Below are 22,337 nucleotides of genomic sequence, written 5' to 3'. Positions count from 1 at the left end.
GCTTTTTTTATACCTATTTTCAGTCTATAGAAAGGGGGGATAAAAAGAGATGAAGTTTACAATACCTATTGACATAAAGAAGTCGCAAACATCACCTAAAGAGATGAGAATATGCGGCTTAGCTTCTACACCAGACCTTGACAGAGAAAATCAATCCATACTTCAAAAAGGACTTGATATATCAGAATTTGTTAATCACGGATTCTTTAACCTAGACCACGATAATTCAGTCATTTTAGGTTATCCGGATAAGGCAAAGACAAAGATAACTGATAGAGGACTATATGTAGAAGGAACGTTATTAGACACGCCCAAAGGTAAAGATATTTGGGATAGTGCAGTTGCTCTAGAGAAATCCGGAGCTAATAGGAAATTAGGTTTTTCAGTTGAAGGTAAAATACTGAAAAAAGATAATAGAGGAAATATATTGAAAGCAAAAATATATAACGTAGCTATTACACCTAATCCAGTAAATCCGAAAGCAACGTGGACCGCTCTATATAAGTCTATGAGTAAAGCTTTAAACATAGATAGTGGAGCACCACTAATGAAAGAAAGTCTAGAAAATGCTAGTAAATGTATAGTAAAAGCTATAAATGGCGACAAAGACCTAGAAAGCATTCTAGAGAAATTCATTAATAAGCTTAGACACTCACAAGATAAAGACGATATAGAACTTTACTTAGCCTTAACTAAAGGGATAAGTGGCAAGAGTGCGAATATAATTTCAAATATTTTAGAAGAAAAAGTGAGGGATAATATTGAACAAAAAGTATAAAGACCTAGACCAAGCTATAGATGAACTTTTAAAGTCAACTAAAGCAGAAAATCTAGACGAAGATTTAGAAGATGAAGAATTAGAAGAACCAACAGAAACTGTAGAAGATGAAGTTGAAAAAGCAGAAGATGACACAGATGAATTGGAAGATGAACCTACTGATGAAACAGAAGAAAAAATTGAAGATGAACCATTAGAAGAAGAGGAAGAAGTTGAAGAAGAGCCAGTAGATGAAGTCGAAGAAGACGGATATATGGAGCTTGACGAAGTAGTTGAAGAAGTTACAAATAGAATTATGGATAACATCAAAGACTACATCAATGAAATCTTAGAAAACAAAGAAGAAGATAAAGAAGAAGAGACAACAGTTGATGAATTAGCAACAACAGTCGAAAAATCCTTAGATATTATTAAACTTCTTAATGAAAAGATTGATGCAGAAATCGCAGATAGAAAAGAAGACAACATTGTTAAAGGTTTAAGTGCAAAAGTTGATAATTTAGACAAACTAGTTAAATCTAGAAAATCTTATTCTAATAATAAAAATCTTGAAGTAATCGAAAGATTCGATGAAAAAAGAGACGTAGAAGACCTATCTAAATCAGAAAGAGTAGATATTCTATCAAGAGCTTTTCAAGCTGGTAACAAAGATATCAATTTAGTTGATATAACAAATGCAGAGTTAGGCAGAACACTTAGCAACAATGCTATAAGAGTATTAAGAAATTCCATTGGAAAATAAGGGGGAAAAGATGAATAACAAATACGACAGAGCAACAAGACAAGAGGGCTTAGACCTATTTAAAGGACTAAATACTGGTAATTACGCACAAGCAGGAGCACCAGCAGATAGAGTAGGCGGAAGTGTACTTATTCCAGAATCTCTAGAATCAACTATGAGAAACATCACTTTTTCAGAAGAAAATTTAAAATTATGGAAACAAATTCCTAAATTAAACGCTAACTCAACAGTAGAACAATACAACGTAGTTAGTGACTATGGAGTTGGAGCAACAGCATTCGCTAGAGAAACATCAGCAGGTAGAGATACTTCATCAGTACTATCTAGAGAACTTGCAAAAGTTAAATTCCTAACAACAACTAGGTCAGTAACACAAGTACTAAATACTGTAGCTCAAGTTGAAAATGCAGAAGCTATGGAAATTAACAACGGTATTAAATTCCTATTAGGGCAAGCAGAAGAAAATCTATTCTACGGAGATTCTAAACTTGCAGTAGAAGGAGAAGAAGGACTAGAGTGGGACGGACTTTTAAACCAAGTTCACAAAGAAAACCACATCGACCTTAAAGGTGAAGGATTATCAGATAAAGTGTTAAATAGAGCTGGAGAAATCATTCTAAACAACTATGGAACACCTTCTAAAGCATATATGCCAATTGGAGCAGCAGCACTATTTTCAGAAAACTTCTACCCAGAGCAAAGAGCATTAATGAATGTTGCACCTGGAACTATTACAGCTGGTACAGTAGTAACTCAATTTAATTCTATTGGTGGAACAGTTGACGTAGAACCTGATGTATTTATGAGAAGAGGAGTTACACCACTTAGAAAAGATAAGCCAGCAATAGGACAAGCACCTACACCACCAACAGTTACAACAGCAGATGATGAAAAAGTTGCAGATTTTAAAGAAGGAACTTACAAATACGCTATCGTAGCAGTTAACGAACTAGGTGAAACAGCTCCAATCATGGTACAAGCACCAGTTGCTAAAGCTGCAGAATCAGCTAAGAAAGCAGTTAAACTTACAATTAAAAATGATGCTTCTCAAACAGTACCAGCAGAATTCTATATTATTTATAGAACTAGAGAAAATGCAGATGAATATTTCGAAATTGCAAGAGTGGGAGCTAAAACACAAGAACCTAACGGAGAAACAACATTTATCGATGATAATAGCAAAATCCCAGGTACTGGTAATGTAATCATTGGTGACTTTAGAACATCAGATACAGTAGCATTTAAGCAACTTGCAGATGTATTTAAAATTGATTACGCAATGGTATCACCAGTTAAGAGATTCGGTATCTTCTTATATGGTACACCAATCGTATATGCACCTAAGAAATTCGTAGTTCTTCACAACGTAGACGTAAAGAGAGGATTTTAATTAATAGATAGGGGGATTCCTTATGAAACTCAAAAGTGAAAAATTTAAAAACATCACTATAGCTTATGGTGATGAAAGAATTTCATTTGATGATACAGGAACTTCTAACGATGTAAATGAAGGGGTAGCAAAAGATTTAGCTACCCTTGATTTTTTTGAAATTGTTAACGAAACAAAGAAAACATCTAAAGAAGAAGTTAAAAATGAAAAAGTAGAAGAAAAGGAAAAAGAAACAAAAAAGACTACTTCAAAAGCAAAAAGCACCACTAAATAAGGTGATGCAAAATGAAAAAGTTAAATGAAGTTAGTTATTGCGAAAATCCATCAGACCCAGCGAGAGAGGAAGAAAAAAATCTAAAATTTGTCTTACCACAAGACCCAGAAGCAGAAAAACAAATAAAGCTTGAAGGACTTACAACAGATGAATTGTTAGATATGTGCTTTCAAGGTATTGACCTAAAAACCTATACTGGCGATGCATTCACCAGAAGTTTTCTAGTAGGAGCAATAAATTCAGCAATAGCAACAGCAGAGATGACATTCGATATAAGTATAGGACTTAAAGATATAGAAGATGAATATCATGATGTGGAATTAGGATATTTTAGTTCATTTTCCTATACACCACTTAATATAAGACCAGTAAAAGAGGTCAAGAGAGTGGATTATATGTTTGGGAACAGACAACTTATTCATATTCCTAAAGACTGGATTCAAACTCATGCAAGTGCTATTACAATATTTCCTACAAGTGGAATATTAAGCCAACAAATGGAGAATGCCGGATTCATACTGCCGTATATGGCACACTCTAATTACCTACCTAATGGAGTTAGGGTCAGTTATACAGCAGGAATTGAGAAAAAAGACATACCATATAACTTAATAGAATACATCTTTAAGTTAGCGGCCAACTCAATTTTTGAAGTATGGGGCGACCAGATAATTGGTGCTGGTATTGCAAGTTCTTCAATCAGTATCGATGGTGCAAGTGAAAGTATAGGTACAACTCAATCAGCAATGTATGGTGGAGCGAGTGCTAGAATCCTAGAATACAGAAAGGATTTAGATGCATTAGCAATAGCATTAAGAAGAAGATTTTCTAAATGGAATATGGCGGTTTTATAAGGTGGTGATTAAATGGCAAGTTTTACAATAGAGAAATTTCAAGATTTAGTAGAAAGACTAGGTTATACAATTTATTATCAGCAAGCAATTAAATGCGAATGTTATTACAATGAACAGCCTAGAACTACTTGTAAATATTGTCATGGTAGCGGTTATAGATATCTACCTATAAAGAAAACAAACGCTATAGCGACCACGTTACAAGGCTCTAATGAACTAAATATACAAGGACTTAGAGAACCTGGAACAGCCTATATAACGCCTAAAATCGAAATTGTTATGGGATATAGAGATAGAATTATATTCCCAGAAGTTGAATCAAAATATTCTCAAACGGTTGATATGCTTGAAAACTCAACATCTAACTTTTATCGAGAAATTAAAAGAGTTCTTTTTATACTTCAAGGCGACCACGTATATGAAGAAGGAATCGATTTTAAAATATCAGAAGACAGATACTCACTTATATTCACTTCTGCTGACAAGCCTAAAAAAGGCACAAAATTAAGTGTTTTATATATGACTAGTCCATCTTATTTAGTAATGGATTTAATACATGAATTAAGGTCAACAAAGGTTGACAAGGATTCAGTAAAGCCTTACACAGCTAAACTACCTAATCAGTATTTAATCAAGAGAGAAGACTTTGTATATAACAACACGATTAATGAAAAGATTCCAAGCATATTAGAGGTTGAAAGAGAAAAAGAACTTGAAAGAAGAAAAGCCGAAGAAGAGATGTGCAGATTTGATGAATGATAATTTTGATTTAGAAATAGGAAAAGCTATTGAAACAGCATTAATTGTAGGTCGTAACACATGGATAGATAAGGCACAAAAAGGCTTAAAATCCTCAAGAGAACAGTATATTAGGGCAATATCTGATGTTTATGTAGAAGATACAAATAGCGGCTATATAGAGCTTAGAGGAACATTCCCGGTAATGATTGAAACTGGATTTACTAGTTTTGATATGAAAATGAATTTCTCTAAATCTACCAAGAAAAGAAAAGGAAAAAACGGAAGATGGTATTTAACAATACCCTTTAGGCACTATACAAGTGGAACAACAAATGTTATGCCTAGTAAAATTCTTAAAGCAGCAAGAAAGCTTAGAAATGGTGGAGTATTAAGAGAAGCTATTGTTAGAGACTTAGGATTTGGCCCACAGACTTCAAAAACAGGCTATAGGTGGAAGAACTCTAAATATGATGGACTTAGAAGAGTGGTAAAGAATTACGAGAGCTCAACTAGAGGTTATTATATGACTTTTAGAAGAGTTGGAAGTGCATCAGACCCTAGAGCATTTATCCACCCAGGATATAAAGGACTACATGCTATTGAAGAAGTCAAAAAGAACGCCGAAAAAGCCTTTTTTGATGCATTAGGTGATTAAATGATACCAGTATTAGACTTATTAATAAAAGACTTAATGAAAGAGGGAATTGAGTATCTAAGAGCCAATTCTGATAAGGTAGAAAGATATTTCTCAATGATACCTCAAAAACACCTAGAAGATATTCAGTATATACTAAACAATACTAATATTCCCGTATTAAGTGGATTTCCTAGAGAAGAAAATAAGATACCTTGTTTCATCGTAATGATAGCAGGAGAAGATGAAACACCTTACGGAATAGGAGATGGAATTGATGAAAGATATACTGAACAATTCTTAGGTCAAGAAAACTACCTAGAATGGGACGAAGAGGAAGGCTCAAAGTATATACAAGAGAATATTCAACTAAACGCTCAAATAAGAGTAGAGATATGGTCGGACAATGCAGTGATGGCAAGCTTATTATACGCAATAGCTAAATACTGTTTTTTAAGAGCAAAGACAAGGCTAGTAAAGAAGGGAATTCTATTACCTACCCTAAGTGGTGGAGACTTAGAACCAGTACCGGATTACTTGCCTATTTTTATTTATAGAAAAGCACTCACAATTTCATGCGAATATACAGCAAGCTACCACGTAGGAGATTTACTGATTGGCAAAGAAGACGACCAATTCGATTATAAGACTACTATTGATGATTTAGATATTAAGTCTCATGGATTCTATGAGGGAGTAGACAATGGAGAATAAAGAAAATAAGAAAAAGGTCACTAGACCTACTGTAAAAGAGACAAAGAAAGAAGAGCCTAAAGTTGAAAAGAGCAAAAAGCTTATTTCTTTCAATGAATTTTTTACGACTTATCCACTTAGGGCAGAGTATAAGGCTAGATTAAAAATGGAACTAGACCAAGATATATATAAGCCTAGGGAAGAGTGGTTAAAGATAGTCAGACAATTTGAAGAAAATATTTAAAGTGGAGGGAAAAAATGGCATATAGAAAAGGTTATAAGTTCCACGGAAACCATTATTCAATACCTGATGTTTATACTCACGTAACATCTCACTTAAGAGATGACAACGTAAACGGTGCACAAAACATCGCCATTATTGGAGATTCTAAAGGTGGTATTCCGGGACAAATAATGTTTTTAGAAGACCCAGAAGATGCTAAAGAGATTCTAAAAGGTGGAGACCTATTAGATGCATGCTTAAGAGCATATAACCCAGTAACTGAAACTAAAGTTGGCGTAGAATTAGGCGGAGCAGATTTAATCTTTGCTATTAGAGCAAATAACGCTAAGCAAGGCTCAACAGAAATCTATCAAACTAAGGAAGTACCAGCTAAAGTTGGTGAAGTTGTTAAAACAGTACATGCAAATACAACTGGAAAACTAACTGTAGGTGGAACTTATACTGGAACTGAAAATAAAACATATAAAGTAGTTATAACAAGTGAAGGCTTAAATGACCTTGAAAATTGTACATTTAACTATAAGTTAGCTACTGATGAACAATATAAATCAAAAGATAACCTTGCATTAAATGACACTCAAAACGCTACTAACAAAGAGTTAGAAGATGGAGTAACTATAACATTTGAACAAGGCAAATACAACAAAGGCGATACGTTCCTAATTCCTTGTACAGCACCAGTAACAGAAAGTGAATTCGTTTATACTATCACTTCTAAGGATTATGGGGAAGAAACAAACTTGATTTCTCACAAATTAGAAGATGGTACATCAGAAGGCACTAAAAGATTAGTTGTTTACGAAGGCAAAAGGGACGAATACGAAACTTTCGACAATCTAGGTGGTTGCTTCTCTATCAAATATACTGGTAAAGAACAATACGCAGCTATGAGTATTACAGCTAATGGTAAAGGGGATTCAATCAAACTACAAACTTATATTGGAAAAGATGAAGCAACAGCTATAGTTGATTTAGATATTGATTTAGATGCAACTAGATTCAAGTCCTTAAAATCACTTAGTGAATATATTAAGTCTTTCGAAAACTATGAAACTGAAATGGTTGATTCAGCTAATTCAGAATTAACAGTAAACGACTTAGACTTCTATGAAAAAGAAAATATCAAAGAAGAAAAACCTATTACAGCTATTCTTAGAGACCTTACAAAGACTTTAAGATTCCAATCAAATTATGTGGAAGCAGAAATAGTTAATAAAGAAGTATCTAACTATAAAAACTATCCATTTACACCACTAAATGGTGGAGATGAAGGGACTTCTAGTTCTTCTTATGTAAAATTCTTAGACCTATTATCTAACTATGATATTGACTATATCGTACCTTTAACTACTGATATGTCAATCATTGCAGAGGTAAAAGAACATTGCTTACAAATGAGTAAAACTAAAGGTAAAGAACGTAGAATGGTATGCGGACTAGGTAAAGGAATAACAGCTGGTGGAGCAATTCAAAACGCTAAAAAATTAAGAGATGCAAGAGTTCAATATATGGGACAAGGTATGTATGATTATGACGAAAACGGAGAAATCAAGCTATATCCTGCTTATATTATTGCGGCTCAACACGCTGGAAGAGCAGCCTTTTTAAAGGCAGAAAGTGCTACAGCAGACACTTATAAAGGTATTAGACCTGAATTCGAATATTCAGACCTAGAAGTTAAAAGGCTTATCAACAATGGCGTAATGTTTTTCCAACAAATAGTATCAGATTACGACCACAAAACATTCTATCCTAAGTTAGTATGGGACTATACTACATTCACAGAATATGACGACCCACTACTAACAGAACGTTCTACTGGAGCAATAGCAGATATATTCTCTAAGAGAATTAGAAAAGAACTAGGAAAGATGCTAACTGGTAAACTTACACCATTTGGAGTATTAGAAAGTGCTAGAAATAAAGTCTTAACACTACTAAAAGATGGTATTAAGGAAGGTATTATCGTAGCTTATAAAGATGTAACTATCACTAAACACAGAGATAAAGTAAACATCAGATACGGAATTGCACCTACACTTGTAACTAACTTTACTTTCATAGACCAAGACTTTTATCTTCAAGATATTACGCTATAAGGGGAGTGATTTTTAATGGCAAGTATTAATGAACAAACAACGCTATCCGGTAACCTCATACTTATTAAAGTAAACGGAGTAGAAGTAGGAAGAGCTCAATCACTAGAACCTAGAATTGGATATGGTACAGAGGGAGTTTATGAATTAGGTACAATAATGCCACAAGAACATGTGCACCTAAGATATGAAGGTTCATTTACTCTATCTAGATATCTATTAAGAAAAGACAGTTTAGTAGAAGCTGGAATGGTAGGTATAGGAGAAGATATCCTAAAAATTGGGGTAATAGATATTGAAATTCAAAACAAAGTTGATAATAAAACTCTAAGAGTTTATAGGGGTTGCACATTCACAGACTACACAGAATCTCACAGAGCTAACGCTATAAGTGGTGAAGATGCAACAGTTCAATTCTTATCAGCAGATACTGGAAAATAAAAGGAAGTGCTATTATGGCACTTCTATTTTTTTATAAAAAAGGAGAATTTAAATGCAAGAATACTTAGATATTGATAAAAGACAACACACTTTTAACATCAAAACTACTGTATTTGGAAAAGAAGTTGAAGGCGAATTTACTTGTAAATATCCTAGTGTACTTGATTCAGTTAAGATTCAAGTTTTAGCTAGTAGATATCTTGAAGGGGCAGATAACGAAAATATATTCGACCGTGCAGTTGTACAAGCCTTTAAATTGGCAAGTCTAGATGTTTTACTAGTTAAAAAGCCAGATTGGTACGATATAGACAATCTAGATAGATTTGAAACTATAGATGATATTTATAGAGAGGTGGATAATTTCACAGCTACCTTTCGAAACGAAATGTACAAGTCAGAAGATACAAGAGATAGCTCTAAATCCGGTGATTCAGAGGTTGTGGAAGGCGAGTAAACTTTACGGAAAACCAATATTTGACCCTGTTGTTACAAGCCTAAATTCTTACGATTTATCACTAATTGAATGGTTAACACGATTCGATGACCCTGAAAACATAGACAGATACAAACGAACTATTGTAGATGATGATTTCGCTGAATATGAACGTGGTCTTGATGAGTGGGAAGAGGTAAAAGCTAATGAGTAACAAAAATATAAGGTTAAATATCACAGCAGATACAAGCCAAGCGAAAAAAGAATTTGAAAAACTCAATAAGCATATTGGCGATGGAAAGTTTAATGTAAAAAGAACTGGTAAGGTCAAAAATAAGCATGGAGAAACTAACGCTAATTCTAGTATAGATGAATTAACAAATATTCTTACTGGCCTTAACGGTACTATGAGGGATTTCGAAAAGGCCGTTAATAATCTTAATAAAGAAAGCCGAAAATCAAGAAGAAGAGAATATAGAGAAAATAAAAGTTCTCAAAGTTCTAGTAGAAGTTCTTCAAGAGGTCAAAGAGAAGAACAGAAATTAGCTACAGAAAAGTTAAATGGAGAACGAAAAAAACAACAGCAAGAGCAAAAAAATATAACAGAATTTGGCAATAAAATAGGCAACTTAGCTAGTACTATTTTAGCTGGAATTAACCTTAAAGCTTATGCTTCAAACTCTATTTCTACCGCTCAAAGTAATAACTTAACTTCTATGGGAACATACGCAAGATTAGGTATTTACGGAAATGATTTTAGTAGGGGAACAAAAGATGCTTATAAAATAGGCAAAAGTCTAGGATATAACGCCACAGATACAATGTCCTTGCAGAATCAACTTTTATCAACAACTGGATTTTCTTCTAAAGGCAGATTAGACCAAGATACAGAAAGTATTCAAAGATTTTCTAAGGCTTATGGACTTAATACTAGTGAATCAATAGGCACTTATTCAGAACTTGTAAAAAGAGGTGGTCTTGCACCAGGTCAAGCAAGTGATGTAACAGATATAATATCCACTTCTATTAATAAACAAGGTATGCAAGGCAGAGAATCCGAGCAAGTAAAAGCCATTGATAGAATCCTTGATGTAATGACAAGCGGAAAGATAAGCGTATCATCAGAGGATTTGAAAGCTAGTGCTGGAATTCTTGATGCTCTAGGTAGACAAAATGCAGCCTTAAAAGGTGAAAAAGGTGCAGAGTTCTTAGGTAAAACTCAAGGCTTATTTAATACATCTGACTATACTATGCTTAGGTTACTAGGTTACGGAGAAAACGGAAACGTAGGACCTGAAGCAATGGCGAAGATAATGGAGCAAGGCGACAGAGGTTGGAGCGACCCAGAGAACTTTAAACAAATACAACAGAATTTACCTAAACTTGCAGGATACAGCGAAACGAATCAAAAATTTTTCTTAAGACAACATGCTGGAATGAGTATGACCGAAGCTGGAGAACTCATTAAAGCACTTAAGAACAACAGTCCAGAAGATATATACAATAAATACGATAATATCGATTTAAGCGGCCAAGACAAAATCTTAAGTGATATAGAATCCTCAAGAACTAATGCTAGAGAATTACGTGATGTAAATAGAGAAGAAGCACAGAATACAGCTGGTGACGCTGCAATTAACGCTCTAGGGCCAATGGATAACTTATATAATTCAATGCCTATGGGAGCAAAGATAGGTGGAGATTTAGCCGGTGGAGTACTAGGCGGATTGATTCAAGGTGCTATAGTTCGAAGAGGGCTTAAAGGTATTGGAAGCTTTGCATCTAAAATGAATGGCGAAGCAATTAAGGGCACTGGATTAGGCAATATTTTCTCTAACATATTCAAGAATACAGCTGCTAGTAGTGCAGATGATGCAGTAGCTGGTGGCGGTAAATTACTAAGTTCATTAGGTGGGAAATTTGGAAAGATAGCACCTAAATTAGGTAAAGTTGGAGTTGCTTTGCCTGCAGTTATAGGTGGAGCTCAAGCCATTGGAAGTTTTTCTAAAGGTGAAAACGAAAAAGCAAGTGAACAGCTAGGAAGTGGATTAGGTGCAACTGGTGGAGCAATATTAGGGGCAAAGGCTGGAGCAGCACTAGGAACAGCAATACCAGTCCCAGTAGTTGGAACAGCAGTAGGAGCGTTAGGTGGACTTGCAATAGGTGGTCTAGGTGGTTGGTTAGGTGGAAAAGTTGGTAAAGGCATTTATAATAAAGCAGCTGGAAACAACACCACAGAAAACTTAGATGAAATTAAAGCGAGTTCAAAATCTTCTAAAGACGATAAAAGAGAAAATGAAATCTTAGCCTGGAAAGAAAGACTGTTAAGAAAAGAAGAAGAAATCTTTGATAATATCTTAAGTTTAAGTTCAGATAAAGATAAGACTAAAGAGAATAAAGAAACACCTAAAGATAGCCTAAAAGAAGGGGATTCACTTAGAGGTCAATTATTTGATGCTTTAGCTAGTGGAAATCAAGCAGAAGGCTATAAATTGATTACTGGTGAAGATTTGCCAGAAAGTTCAAGTGATTCAAAAGGTGGAGTCATTAATAATGCAAAAAACGCAGTAGAAGCTCAAATAGGGGACTTTTTAGGAAAGATATCAGCTAAATACGAGGTAGGCGGTCTTAGAGGAGATGCAATATCAAACACTAAAGGCGACTATGGTGGAAAATCTTATGGAGTACCTCAATTCTCAACAACAACTGGAAGTGCTAAAGCATTTGTAGGAAGTCTTAAAGGAACACCATTTGAAAAATTTTTTAGTGGTTCCGGAAATCCCGGCAGTAGTTCATTTGATAATGCCTGGAAAAAAGCATATAATTCAGACCCTAATGGATTTACAAAAAAACAACAAGAATACGCATTTAATAATTATGCAGTACCTTTAATTAATAAAATTAAAAAAGAAAAAGGCGTAGACCTAAATAGTTCTAGAGCATTACAAGAATTAGCATTTTCAACATCAATTCAATTTGGTGGTGGCAGTTTAGGAGTTAAAGCTCTAGGGAACATTAACGCAGGAATGAACGAAAAAGAAATTATAAACACCTCATTTGCAAACAAAAGAAATAATGTAGGTTCATTCTTCAAGAGTTCTTCTAGGGCAATTCAAAACTCACTTAAAAACAATAGATTTGTTACAGAAGAGCAAGACTTATTAGCACTTTTAAATCAAGCACCACTAAAAAGTTACGCAATAGGAACAGATAAAGTTGATAGAGACCAATTAGCATATATCCACAAAGATGAAGCCGTCCTAAATAAATTTGATGCAGAAAACTACAGAAAAGAATCAACTAATAATGTAAATGGAACAGTCAATTTAAATTTTAATATCAACGCTAACGGACAAAGTACAGATAACATAGCAGTAATGATAGAAAATGGAATTAAACAAGCATTACAACGCTTGGGAATGAATAATGGAAGTCAAATAGACTTATCAAAATCATATTTAAGATATCAAAACTAGGTGATAGAAAATGAGTAAAGCATTTGTTAGACACCCTTACGCTAAAGTTGAATTTGCAACAGAAACGGGAGAACTTACAATATTTCAAAAAACTAAAATAAATGAATCTCAACTAGACCTTAATATATTGAGTATCGAAACTAAAAGAGATATTGGGAGCGATGATTGTGCAACTTTTTCAATTACTCTAGTTTATAAAGAAGAGTGGTACAACTCAATAGGTGGCAATGACTTAGTTATTATTAGATTAGGCGATGGGGAGAATGAGAAACCAATATTTTATGGAATGGTAGATAGCATATATGAATCAGAATCCTACCCAGACTTAATAGCTACAAGAAGTTTAGTAATTAGTGGACGTGGATTTAATAAAGCACTTATACAATTTGGTATTGGAGCGATAACAGATTTACAAACAGTAGAATATACTACCGGATTTTTCCCACATCAGATAGATGTAATGTTTAAAAACAGTCCAGCGAAGATAATTGAAACAGCATATAATCACTACACAGAAAATGGAATAGATATAAACTTCGCTAATGGAGAAAGCTATAAATCTTTAGCAAGAACAATATTTAAAGATAATCCGGAAGATAACGAAGCATCTATAGGAGATGAACAGTTTTACACTCAATATCAAGGTGGATTATGGGAGTTCTTAAAAGAACTTAGAAATGCTCCATTTTACGAAATATATTGGGAAATAGAAGAGGATAAACCAACTCTAATAGTTAGACCAACACCATTTAATCCGGAAGAATGGAACGATTTACCAGAGATAACCGTAAAAAATACAAAAGTTGTATCAAAAAATCTAGGAAGAAGCGACTTAGAAACTTATACATGTTTTGTAGTTAAAGGAGAAACAGCCTATTCAGGTATAGCGGAAATGTTTGGTCGACCTTTATGGTATCCGCCTTTCTATAAGAAATATGGACTTAGAAGATTACAAGTTAATAGTAAATATAACTATGTAGGAGATGTCCCTCAAATAAGCGTAGACGGAGCTTCAAGTGATGGAATAGCAACAACAGAAACTACTGATAATGCAGCAGATAAAGGTGGAACATTTTTATATCCACTACCTAATGCAAGATTAACATCAAAATTTGGAAAAAGAACTGACCCAGTATATGGAACTAAAGGTAAACAACATAACGGAATCGACTTAGCAACAGATGCTGGAACAGCTATTCCATGTGTAGGAGATGGAGTAGTAAAGCAAGTTGGATATAACAACATATCAGGACACTGGATAGAAGTTCAGCACACAAACGGACTAGTTACCAGATATCAACATTGCTTAAAAAAACCACCACTACTAAAGGGCGAAAAAGTTACAAGAGGTCAAATAATAGGTCAAGTAGGAAGTACTGGAAAATCAACTGGACCGCATCTCCACTTTGAGGTTAAGAAAAACGGAAAAGCAGTAGACCCACTACCTTATCTAGAGGGTAAAGGTAATAGCGGAAGTGGTGGAAAAGGCGGACCTAATGATACGACAACGGAAATATCAAAAGTTGATATGAGTACTTTATTAAATGGTCCTAGTATAGAAGGCGAAAAAGAAAAGCTAAAAGACAATATCAAAGAATTTGGCGGAAAACCTACACAAGAATCTATAAATAGAGCTCAACAGAATTATGTAGAAGGGATAATTCAAAATGCTATAAACAATCCATGGGATAGTATCTTTAATCAAAAAAGTTATCTAGATTACGTAATTGAAGAAAGCGAAAATCAAGTCGAGGAAAGATTAAATAGAGTTGATGAGTTACTAGGCAGCAACGAAGGAAATGAATTTGCATCTAAAAAGGTTGTAAATCTATTTAATTGGAATATACACAATAATCAAATGGAAAATGGAAATATAACTCTAATTGGAGATGCTAAGTACAAAATCGGAGATAGACTTCTACTAGAAGAAACCGATATGGAATACTATATAGAAAATGTTAGTCATTCTTTTACTTACAATGAATCCTGGTTAACTTCACTACAAGTTACTAGAGGAATGAAAAAAGGCACTAGATTTGATGCACCGTGGAATCAATATAAGATTATGGATTATTCAGATATGCAAAGTATAACTGGAGTCATAACACCAGCAGATTCAAATGCAGATATTGAAAATTATTCAGATAACAATAAAGCATCAAATAATACAGATGGACTATCAAGTACTAGAAAAAATTTAGTGAATACATTCTTATCTAAAGCTGGAGAAACATATAGTCAAGGTAAAAGAATGGAAGATGGGTATTCCGATTGTTCTAGTTTTGTATATAAAAGGACTTGCGAAGCACTAGGAATTAGCTATAAAGGAAAATGGGCACCTAGTTCAAGTTCAATACCTTCGTGGGAACAATTATACGAAATATCATTTAATGAAGCTTTGCCTGGAGATGTTTTATGGAGACCAGGGCACACAGAATTCGTATCAGATGAAGGAATAAATGGAAGAAGCTTTGGAGCACATAAGCCAGGAACACCGGCTGGATATGGTGGAAAAATCAAGAATGGAAAATGGCAAAAATGCTATCGAATTAAGGGGATTAATTAACAACTAGAAATAGTTGTTATACATAAGGTGATTAAATGAAAATTAGAGTTTATAGAGATACAAGTTTAATAAAAGGACTAAACAAGACCAAGTTAGTTTTAATAGATGTAGAAGTTCAAGGCAAAAAAGGACCTTATAAATCTAAAAGGTGGAAGAACCCTAACGTCGCACTAAATATAGTTAAAAGAGCAATTTATAATAAAACAAACAAGGATAGAAATATACATTTTAAATCTAAAAAAACCGGTAACTTTGATACTGAAAAGAAAATAATAAAGAAATATTTAAAGAGCAATAAAAAAACATCGTTGCAAAACTTTATTGCGAAATATTATACTATAAATTTTACTAAGAAATATGCAGAATTTAAAGGAGTTAAAGCAGAGCAATTTAGAAATATTTTAATAGAAACTAAGAAAACAAATGACCCTACTGTTAGGTGGAGAGTTGATGTTCACCAAGTAGAAAATTATGAAAAAACTAGAAACTATACACAAAAAAATGGTTCGACCTTTGCAATTACCGGAGATGGTGATATAATAAGTGTATGTAAAAATGAAAACGACATAAACGCTAGGGGTAAAGATATAATGGAAGAAGCTGTAAGGCGTGGCGGTAAAAAGTTAGATTCATTTAGTGGGAATCACAGTTTTTATCAACAATGTGGATTTGAGCCTATTTCATGGTGCGATTTTGATGAAGAATTTGCACCGCCTGATTGGGACCCTAAAACTTGTAAAAAAGAGCCTATTATATTTTATATGTACACTGGTAATAAAATTAATAGAAAAGAAGTTGAAACAGCAGAAGAATTTTTCTCTAGGGTAAAAAAGTCAAAAGATTATGATGCAGCACAAAAAGTTAGAGAAGATAAATTAAAGGAGTACGAAAATGAAGAATAATAATGCACCTTCTTATAACGAATTCAGAAAGGCGACTTTAGAAGCTTTAAAGGGGTATAAAAGATTTGGAAAGTTCTACAAAGTTGAAGATATAGAAGAAGATATCAAATTCGAATATAAATCAGCTACACAATCACTAGAAAGTGGAAGAATTACAGTAGAGCAGTTTTTAAATTATGAACCGAAATCAGCTGCACACGAAATAGATATGTGCTATTAAATTAATTAAAGCATATAATTTTTAAAGTATATTAATTAAAAAAAGCTAAGCATTTTAGATAAATCTAAAGTGCTTTTTTTATTGTAAAAGGAAGTGATGTTTTGAGATTACAAGCTAATCTAGGAAGCGTAAAATATCCCGGCCGTGGTGATTTAGATAACACCGGTCAAATAATATTAGCTAAGGTCAAAAGAGTTAATAATAAGACCCACACAGCAGAAGTTGTACTAGAGCAAGGCTCATATATAGGTTCAAGTAAAAAAGGTGATGAAGAAACCGTTCAATGCTTGATACTAGAAAATTCACAAGGTTGGGACGATGAAAGAAATGTAGCTTATGGAAGAATCACACCACTTCATGAAGGACAATTTGTTTTAGTTGCACATATAGATTCCATGAAGAAAAAACCTATTATATTAGGCTCTATTGCACCCTTTGACAATGCACTAACTAATCAGCCTACAGTCTTTGCAGATGGAGAAATTGAAAGAGAAAAGGAAGAGATATTTAACGTATCAAAACTTCAAGAATACGATTATGTAGATGCAGATGGAAACTTTGAAAAAGTAAAAGCTAACGGAAGTTTTATTACTGGAAGAAGAGAGAAAATATCAGACCATAGAGAAAATGGATTTGGATACAACGATTTAACTATTAAGAATAAATGGACTTATAAGACCATTAGAGCACTTAAAAAGTTCTTTAGATATAAACCCTTTAACTACCTAATAAAAACACAAAATACTTATGAAGATACAAAGGAGACAGTATATAACAGATTCTATCACGATAGTGAAAAAGGGGTTACTAGAGTATCTAAAGATAGCAAGAATAAACTATTCTACATCGAACTTGATGATGAGTTTACTATTATGCAACAAAGGGATTCCAATAGGAGACCGAAAAAGCCTTATGAAGAAAGTAAGTATCCACACAAAACACTAAGAGAAAGTGATATCCCTAACATCAATAAGTTAAAAGAGCCTAAGCCAATACCGGAGTTTCAAAAGATTAATGATTTTACTAATATAAGGATTCTAGAAGATGGAAAACTTGATATACACTACCAAAACAAAGGCAAGGCCACTAATATTGTAATAGGTGAAGATATTGAAATTAATGCAACTGGAAATGTAAATTTACACAGTAAAGGCTCTATGTATTTAAGTTCTAAAGAAAGCTTTAAAGTAAGAGCACCAGTAATAGATATAAAAGAAGGCAACGGAGCATATCAAGACCCTAAGAAAGAGGATAGCGAAAATGAATGGAAACAGCAATGGATTAACCCATCTTAAAAGAATGGAATTAGAGTTTAAAGGCCATTCTTATTTATTTACTATAAATCCGGAACAGTACGAGCTAAAAATACCTAATAGGGCAAATGCAACATACACTAAGGCTGGAGTTTACCTTGATTTATTTGGTGAAGGACTTAGAGAATTAACGGTTAGTGGCATTACCGGATTTAAAAGCACAACAGAAGACCCCGAACATGGTTATAAGAAATTTTTGTTATTAAAAAGCATAATAAGAGAAAACATGCAAGATATAGAGGACGGGAAGCCAGTAAAAGATTTTTTAATGTTTTATAATCACACAGATGGTGAAGGCTACGAAACAATACCTACTAGATTATCAATATTAAGAAATGTGAGTCAGCCACTATTATATAAATATGATATGAGTTTTTATGTAATACGAGATGCTAATCAGCCTAGAGGTCAGAACGAAGGGCAAGGCATAGGAAATTCCATTGGAACGCCCAAAACAGCACCTAGAACAGTAGAAGATAGAGTATTAAAGGAAAAGGACGGAGCAAACAATAACTTCTCACCTCAAAACCTTAAAGACTTAGCAGCAGAACTTTTAGAATTTTAAGTGGTGGTAAAAATGGAAATACACGAAAGAGGAAAAGTAATACTAAATAACTTAGCACCACTTATTGGAGCTAGGCCTAATAGCAAAAGGTGGAATCCTAGAGTAGGTTCAGTAGTTGCTAAGAAATTAAGAATTGCATCTTTAGTATGTTTAGACCTACAAAGTGACATCATATATTCAGGTAAAATCAAATATAAGTTTAAGAATAAACTCACGCTACAAGCTTCAAAAATACACGAATTAGCTAGTTCTTATAGTCCTGCAATACTAAACACTGACTACATCTTAGAAAGCGTAAGAGGTGGCAAAACGATTAAAGAAATAACGGACTTATTATTCTTGAAGTCTCTAGATAAATCAATTAATGATAGTGCAATTTTAGATATTTTAGAAGAGACAAAAGAGTATGAAACAAAAGATGTATATATGTATATCTTATATATCTTGCTTGAAAGCTATTCAGTCTACTATTCCTTGTATCAGTTTTGCTATGAGAATGTAAAGCCTGATAAGATGCAACTAGGACATAAGAGAATAACTCAATTAGCAGATAATATTGAATATGTTAAGTGTAGGTTATCAAACGAAAATATAAATACGATAAACTTAACACACCATTTATCAGTTCTTTTAATGAATATTTTATCGATAAATTATGACATTAACAGATATTTTATTGAAAGTTAGGAAGTGATTATATGCACGGACTTAAAACCCATAGAATAACCGAAGGTGATTCACTACAGAAATTAGCTAGACTTTACGACATAGAAGATTGGCGACAAATAACAATACTTAATAGCCTCGAAGAACCCTATATAGATAGCGTATTTTTTAGTGATACTTATAAAGATAACCCAAAAGTAGCTAAAATAGGTGACATAATCCTACTACCTAAGCCTAATGGAGATGATATAAACATCTCTAATAGGAGAAATGAAGAAATAGAAAGTTTAGCCTATGGAATAGATATTGACATTAACGGAGATTTACCAGTTGCAACTACAATTCAAGGTGAAATTAGAGAAGGTGGAGATATTAAGTTAGTAGCTGGAGTTAATAACCTCGCACAACAACTTAATACAAGGCTAACGACAAAAAGAGGCTCTCTTATAGAACACCCCGATTACGGTTCAGATTTATATAAATACAACGGTCTACTTGATAATGGTAGAACAGATAACAAAGTAATATTTGAGGTCGAATCCTGCATAAGAGAAGACTTTAGAGTTAAAGACGTAACAAATATAAAGTTAATCCATAAAGGTAGTGCGAGGTACGTATCATGCACGGTGATTCCTATAGAGCCTGGAACACCTTTCAAATATGAATATATTCTTTTATAGGTGGTGAGAAATTGAAATTTAGACTAAATAGTGAAAATAAAGATAGCATTTTACAAAAACTAATTACGTGGACCAGTATTAAGACTGATAAATTAACAGATTTTAACCCAGGTTCAGCAGTAAGAACTTTACTAGAAGCGGTATCACTTCAAATAGAAGAGTTTTATTATAACTTATTTAATGCTATTAAATATGCAGTAAGAAACGCATGCTACAACGCTTTTAAGTTCGAAAAATATGCATCAAGCTATGCAAGTGGAACAGTAACGATATATTACGAAGACCCTATTTTACAAGATAAGGTTATAAAAAAGGGAACAGAATTTCATACTGGAGAAAACACCCTAAGAAAAATATACTTTAAATCTACAAAAGATATCCTTATTAAAGAGGGAGCACAAGCAGTTATAGTGCCAGTAGAATGTACAGAAAAAGGAACAATAGGAAATGTTACAGCTGGAGAAATATCTAAGCTATCTATCGGAAACCCTAATATATATCTAATATCTAACAATAACGATTTTAGCAATGGCAAAGACATTGAATCAGACACAGAAAGAGAACAACGCTTTAGAGAGTATGTACACACTTTACAAAGGGGCACAAAAGATGCTGTAGCTTATGGCATAAAGCAAGTAAACGGAGTAGCTGGAGTTTACATCGACGACAACTATATAGGATACTTAATTGCTTATGTACACGATATTTATGGAAATCTAACAGATGAATTAAAACAAGAAGTTTTAAAAGAAGTTGAAGGCTATAGAAGTGCGGGTATTGAAGTAGTCGTAAGACCAACAGTTAAAAAAGTTGTTGACCTTGATATAAAGGTTGTCTATAGACCAGGTTATGACCCTAACGTTTACAATCAAGCGATAGAGAAGATTATTTATCAGTATATAAACAACTTAAAGGTATCAGAGGACCTTAATATATCAACTTTAATTACTGTAATAAATGACAATTTTAGAGAGATTATAGCCTATATAGACCTAGAGGATAAAAAAGATATTGTCACACTCAACAACGAAATCCTAAAACCAGGTGAAATAGTGGTGAGTGATTGATGAACTTTTTAAACAGTATATATTACAAAACTCTAGTAGCATTATATAAACTAAACACAGATAAAGACGGAAGAAGTAAAAGCGTATTAATTGATGCAATTTATGAAGCTTTAAGAATTGGTGATGAAGGTCTACAAAACGGAAAGCTTGCAATGGCACTAGATACCGCAACTGGTGAATGGTTGGACTATTGGGGATATGTTTTAGGAGTATCAAGAGACTTTGGAGAAAATGACGATGATTATAGATTCAGAATTATCGAAGAAATCATAGCACCTAAAAATACTATTGAAGCTATTAAAAGAGCAACAGCAAGAAAGATTAACAAAGGCCACAAAGAAGAATTTATTCCGGAATCCATAAGAGTATTCGAGCCTTGGACTGAACTTATTATCTTAGATGAAAGAGGAGTCTTAGACGGCACTTCAAGAATAATATCTTATGATTATTGGATATATTCAGTAATTGACATTAGTTTGCCAGATTCTTCGTACATCACACCAGACTTAATAAAATATCTTAATAAGATAAAAGCTGGTGGAGTAAAAATAGTTTTTTCACTTGCACCACGATGGGATATTATAACGGATATAGACCGATTAGAAAGAAATACGCATGTATGGGAAAAAATCCACAGAAATACTTATATAGATGTTAAAGAAGTAGACAACACAATATTCCACACAGTACCTATTGGAGCAACTAACGAAGAAGATATACAAAACACTATCCTAGATGGATTCTCACTACTTGAAGGTAAGCAAATAATCTATTGGGACGGAGTTGAACTATCTAGAAGTTACTACGGAACTGGAACAATAAGAAACTACGCTGGCGGTTATTTATCTTTAGAAGATTTAGCGGTAATAATGCAAAAAGAAAATCCTACAATTGCAGATGCTTTAGAATATGAAAGACAAGCTATTGAAGGAACTAGAGAAAAAGAAGGTAAATTCAACATATCTTTAAAACCGATAGAAATTAAAACAGAAAGGATTTAGTGAGAAATGGCAATAAGAGCAGTAAGCACGAATATTCACGAAAGGCTACCAATTATCACAAATACCGCACATTGTTCAAGGGCACTTGCATTTGTAGAACAAGGCAATGTATTCTTTGGAATTGGTAAGACTTCGCCTTGGGAAAAGGAAACGGAAGAAGGATTTATTCCACCAGAGCCTGATTTAGATGCAGAAAATCTTGAAGAGTTAGTAGGACTTAAAAAGGCTGAAAGGGTAAGTCTTGTAGTACCTGACGAAAATGGTGGAATTGAGTATGCTAAACAAAGATTTAGAACTGTATCTAAGGAAGAAGGACTAAGACTTAAATCAAGGTGGGTACTTATAGAAACTACAATTTATTTTGAAGAACTACCACCAGTTGCATATAGACAAATAGGTCTATTCTCTAGAGTAACGCCAGTGAGTGGTAAAGAAAATAGTAATGTATTATTACCTAAAGATATTAAAGATATTGGAATCTTAGAGGTCCTAAACAACAGAAAGCCAGTCACAAGACAATCAGATACTAAAGACACTTATATTATGATAATTGAGTGCTAA

The 22,337-nt window shown here is 33.6% G+C and carries 24 protein-coding genes; all 24 read left to right on the top strand.

The genetic code is table 11. The features are described 5' to 3' along the window. Window positions 1–49: 49 nt before the first annotated feature. Complete coding sequence (locus KQI68_RS06675) at window positions 50–778, top strand: HK97 family phage prohead protease (RefSeq protein WP_216549353.1); 729 nt, start codon at window positions 50–52, stop codon at window positions 776–778. Beyond that, complete coding sequence (locus tag KQI68_RS06670) at window positions 762–1,520, top strand: hypothetical protein (protein WP_216549352.1); 759 nt, start codon at window positions 762–764, stop codon at window positions 1,518–1,520. Before KQI68_RS06675 ends, KQI68_RS06670 begins: the two co-directional genes overlap by 17 nt. Before the next feature lie 10 nt (window positions 1,521–1,530). Continuing rightward, window positions 1,531–2,910: a hypothetical protein gene (locus KQI68_RS06665; protein WP_216549351.1), complete on the top strand. Its 1,380-nt coding sequence runs from the start codon at window positions 1,531–1,533 to the stop codon at window positions 2,908–2,910. A 22-nt stretch (window positions 2,911–2,932) separates the two neighbouring features. Next, window positions 2,933–3,184 (top strand): hypothetical protein, encoded by a 252-nt coding sequence (locus tag KQI68_RS06660; RefSeq protein ID WP_216549350.1) that lies wholly within the window; start codon window positions 2,933–2,935, stop codon window positions 3,182–3,184. Window positions 3,185–3,195: 11 nt separating this feature from the next. Continuing rightward, entirely contained in the window at window positions 3,196–4,038 is an 843-nt protein-coding gene (locus tag KQI68_RS06655) for a hypothetical protein (RefSeq protein WP_216549349.1), read from the top strand. Between the two features lie 12 nt (window positions 4,039–4,050). Continuing rightward, the gene (locus tag KQI68_RS06650) at window positions 4,051–4,797 is read left to right on the top strand and encodes a hypothetical protein (RefSeq protein WP_216549348.1); all 747 of its coding nucleotides are present in this window, start codon (window positions 4,051–4,053) and stop codon (window positions 4,795–4,797) included. Continuing rightward, window positions 4,790–5,434 carry a hypothetical protein gene (locus tag KQI68_RS06645; RefSeq protein ID WP_216549347.1) on the top strand — a complete coding sequence of 215 codons (645 nt, stop codon included), beginning with the start codon at window positions 4,790–4,792 and terminating at the stop codon, window positions 5,432–5,434. Before KQI68_RS06650 ends, KQI68_RS06645 begins: the two co-directional genes overlap by 8 nt. Continuing rightward, window positions 5,435–6,127 (top strand): hypothetical protein, encoded by a 693-nt coding sequence (locus KQI68_RS06640; RefSeq protein ID WP_216549346.1) that lies wholly within the window; start codon window positions 5,435–5,437, stop codon window positions 6,125–6,127. Then, window positions 6,117–6,350, top strand: coding sequence for a hypothetical protein (locus tag KQI68_RS06635; RefSeq protein ID WP_216549345.1), 234 nt, complete (start codon window positions 6,117–6,119; stop codon window positions 6,348–6,350). The genes KQI68_RS06640 and KQI68_RS06635 overlap by 11 nt, the downstream gene beginning before the upstream one ends. A gap of 14 nt (window positions 6,351–6,364) precedes the next feature. Continuing rightward, complete coding sequence (locus tag KQI68_RS06630) at window positions 6,365–8,449, top strand: hypothetical protein (RefSeq protein WP_216549344.1); 2,085 nt, start codon at window positions 6,365–6,367, stop codon at window positions 8,447–8,449. 15 nt (window positions 8,450–8,464) lie between these two features. After that, window positions 8,465–8,887 (top strand): hypothetical protein, encoded by a 423-nt coding sequence (locus tag KQI68_RS06625; RefSeq protein WP_216549343.1) that lies wholly within the window; start codon window positions 8,465–8,467, stop codon window positions 8,885–8,887. Window positions 8,888–8,939: 52 nt separating this feature from the next. Continuing rightward, the gene (locus KQI68_RS06620; RefSeq protein WP_216549342.1) at window positions 8,940–9,341 is read left to right on the top strand and encodes a hypothetical protein; all 402 of its coding nucleotides are present in this window, start codon (window positions 8,940–8,942) and stop codon (window positions 9,339–9,341) included. Then, a complete protein-coding gene (locus tag KQI68_RS06615) occupies window positions 9,325–9,534 on the top strand; it encodes a hypothetical protein (protein WP_216549341.1) in 210 nt (69 codons plus the stop codon). The genes KQI68_RS06620 and KQI68_RS06615 overlap by 17 nt, the downstream gene beginning before the upstream one ends. Further along, on the top strand, window positions 9,527–12,796 hold the full coding sequence (locus KQI68_RS06610) for a VgrG-related protein (protein WP_216549340.1): 3,270 nt from the start codon (window positions 9,527–9,529) through the stop codon (window positions 12,794–12,796). Before KQI68_RS06615 ends, KQI68_RS06610 begins: the two co-directional genes overlap by 8 nt. Before the next feature lie 10 nt (window positions 12,797–12,806). Then, window positions 12,807–15,362 carry a M23 family metallopeptidase gene (locus KQI68_RS10440; protein ID WP_281422245.1) on the top strand — a complete coding sequence of 852 codons (2,556 nt, stop codon included), beginning with the start codon at window positions 12,807–12,809 and terminating at the stop codon, window positions 15,360–15,362. Window positions 15,363–15,397: 35 nt separating this feature from the next. After that, window positions 15,398–16,264 (top strand): hypothetical protein, encoded by an 867-nt coding sequence (locus KQI68_RS06600; protein WP_216549339.1) that lies wholly within the window; start codon window positions 15,398–15,400, stop codon window positions 16,262–16,264. Continuing rightward, window positions 16,254–16,484, top strand: coding sequence for a hypothetical protein (locus KQI68_RS06595; RefSeq protein WP_216549338.1), 231 nt, complete (start codon window positions 16,254–16,256; stop codon window positions 16,482–16,484). Before KQI68_RS06600 ends, KQI68_RS06595 begins: the two co-directional genes overlap by 11 nt. A gap of 101 nt (window positions 16,485–16,585) precedes the next feature. Further along, on the top strand, window positions 16,586–17,779 hold the full coding sequence (locus KQI68_RS06590; RefSeq protein ID WP_216549337.1) for a hypothetical protein: 1,194 nt from the start codon (window positions 16,586–16,588) through the stop codon (window positions 17,777–17,779). Then, window positions 17,745–18,362 carry a hypothetical protein gene (locus tag KQI68_RS06585; protein WP_216549336.1) on the top strand — a complete coding sequence of 206 codons (618 nt, stop codon included), beginning with the start codon at window positions 17,745–17,747 and terminating at the stop codon, window positions 18,360–18,362. The genes KQI68_RS06590 and KQI68_RS06585 overlap by 35 nt, the downstream gene beginning before the upstream one ends. Before the next feature lie 12 nt (window positions 18,363–18,374). After that, entirely contained in the window at window positions 18,375–19,049 is a 675-nt protein-coding gene (locus KQI68_RS06580) for a hypothetical protein (RefSeq protein ID WP_216549335.1), read from the top strand. Window positions 19,050–19,060: 11 nt separating this feature from the next. Beyond that, window positions 19,061–19,708 carry a contractile injection system sheath initiator gene (locus KQI68_RS06575; RefSeq protein ID WP_216549334.1) on the top strand — a complete coding sequence of 216 codons (648 nt, stop codon included), beginning with the start codon at window positions 19,061–19,063 and terminating at the stop codon, window positions 19,706–19,708. A gap of 11 nt (window positions 19,709–19,719) precedes the next feature. Further along, on the top strand, window positions 19,720–20,775 hold the full coding sequence (locus tag KQI68_RS06570; RefSeq protein WP_216549333.1) for a baseplate J/gp47 family protein: 1,056 nt from the start codon (window positions 19,720–19,722) through the stop codon (window positions 20,773–20,775). Then, a complete protein-coding gene (locus KQI68_RS06565) occupies window positions 20,775–21,776 on the top strand; it encodes a hypothetical protein (RefSeq protein ID WP_216549332.1) in 1,002 nt (333 codons plus the stop codon). The genes KQI68_RS06570 and KQI68_RS06565 overlap by 1 nt, the downstream gene beginning before the upstream one ends. Window positions 21,777–21,782: 6 nt before the next feature. Continuing rightward, window positions 21,783–22,337 (top strand): hypothetical protein, encoded by a 555-nt coding sequence (locus KQI68_RS06560; RefSeq protein WP_216549331.1) that lies wholly within the window; start codon window positions 21,783–21,785, stop codon window positions 22,335–22,337.

Source organism: Peptoniphilus ovalis (assembly GCF_018919265.1).
In the GTDB taxonomy this organism is placed as follows: Bacteria; Bacillota; Clostridia; order Tissierellales; family Peptoniphilaceae; genus Peptoniphilus_A; species Peptoniphilus_A ovalis.
This window is presented reverse-complemented; position numbering and strand designations above follow the sequence as displayed.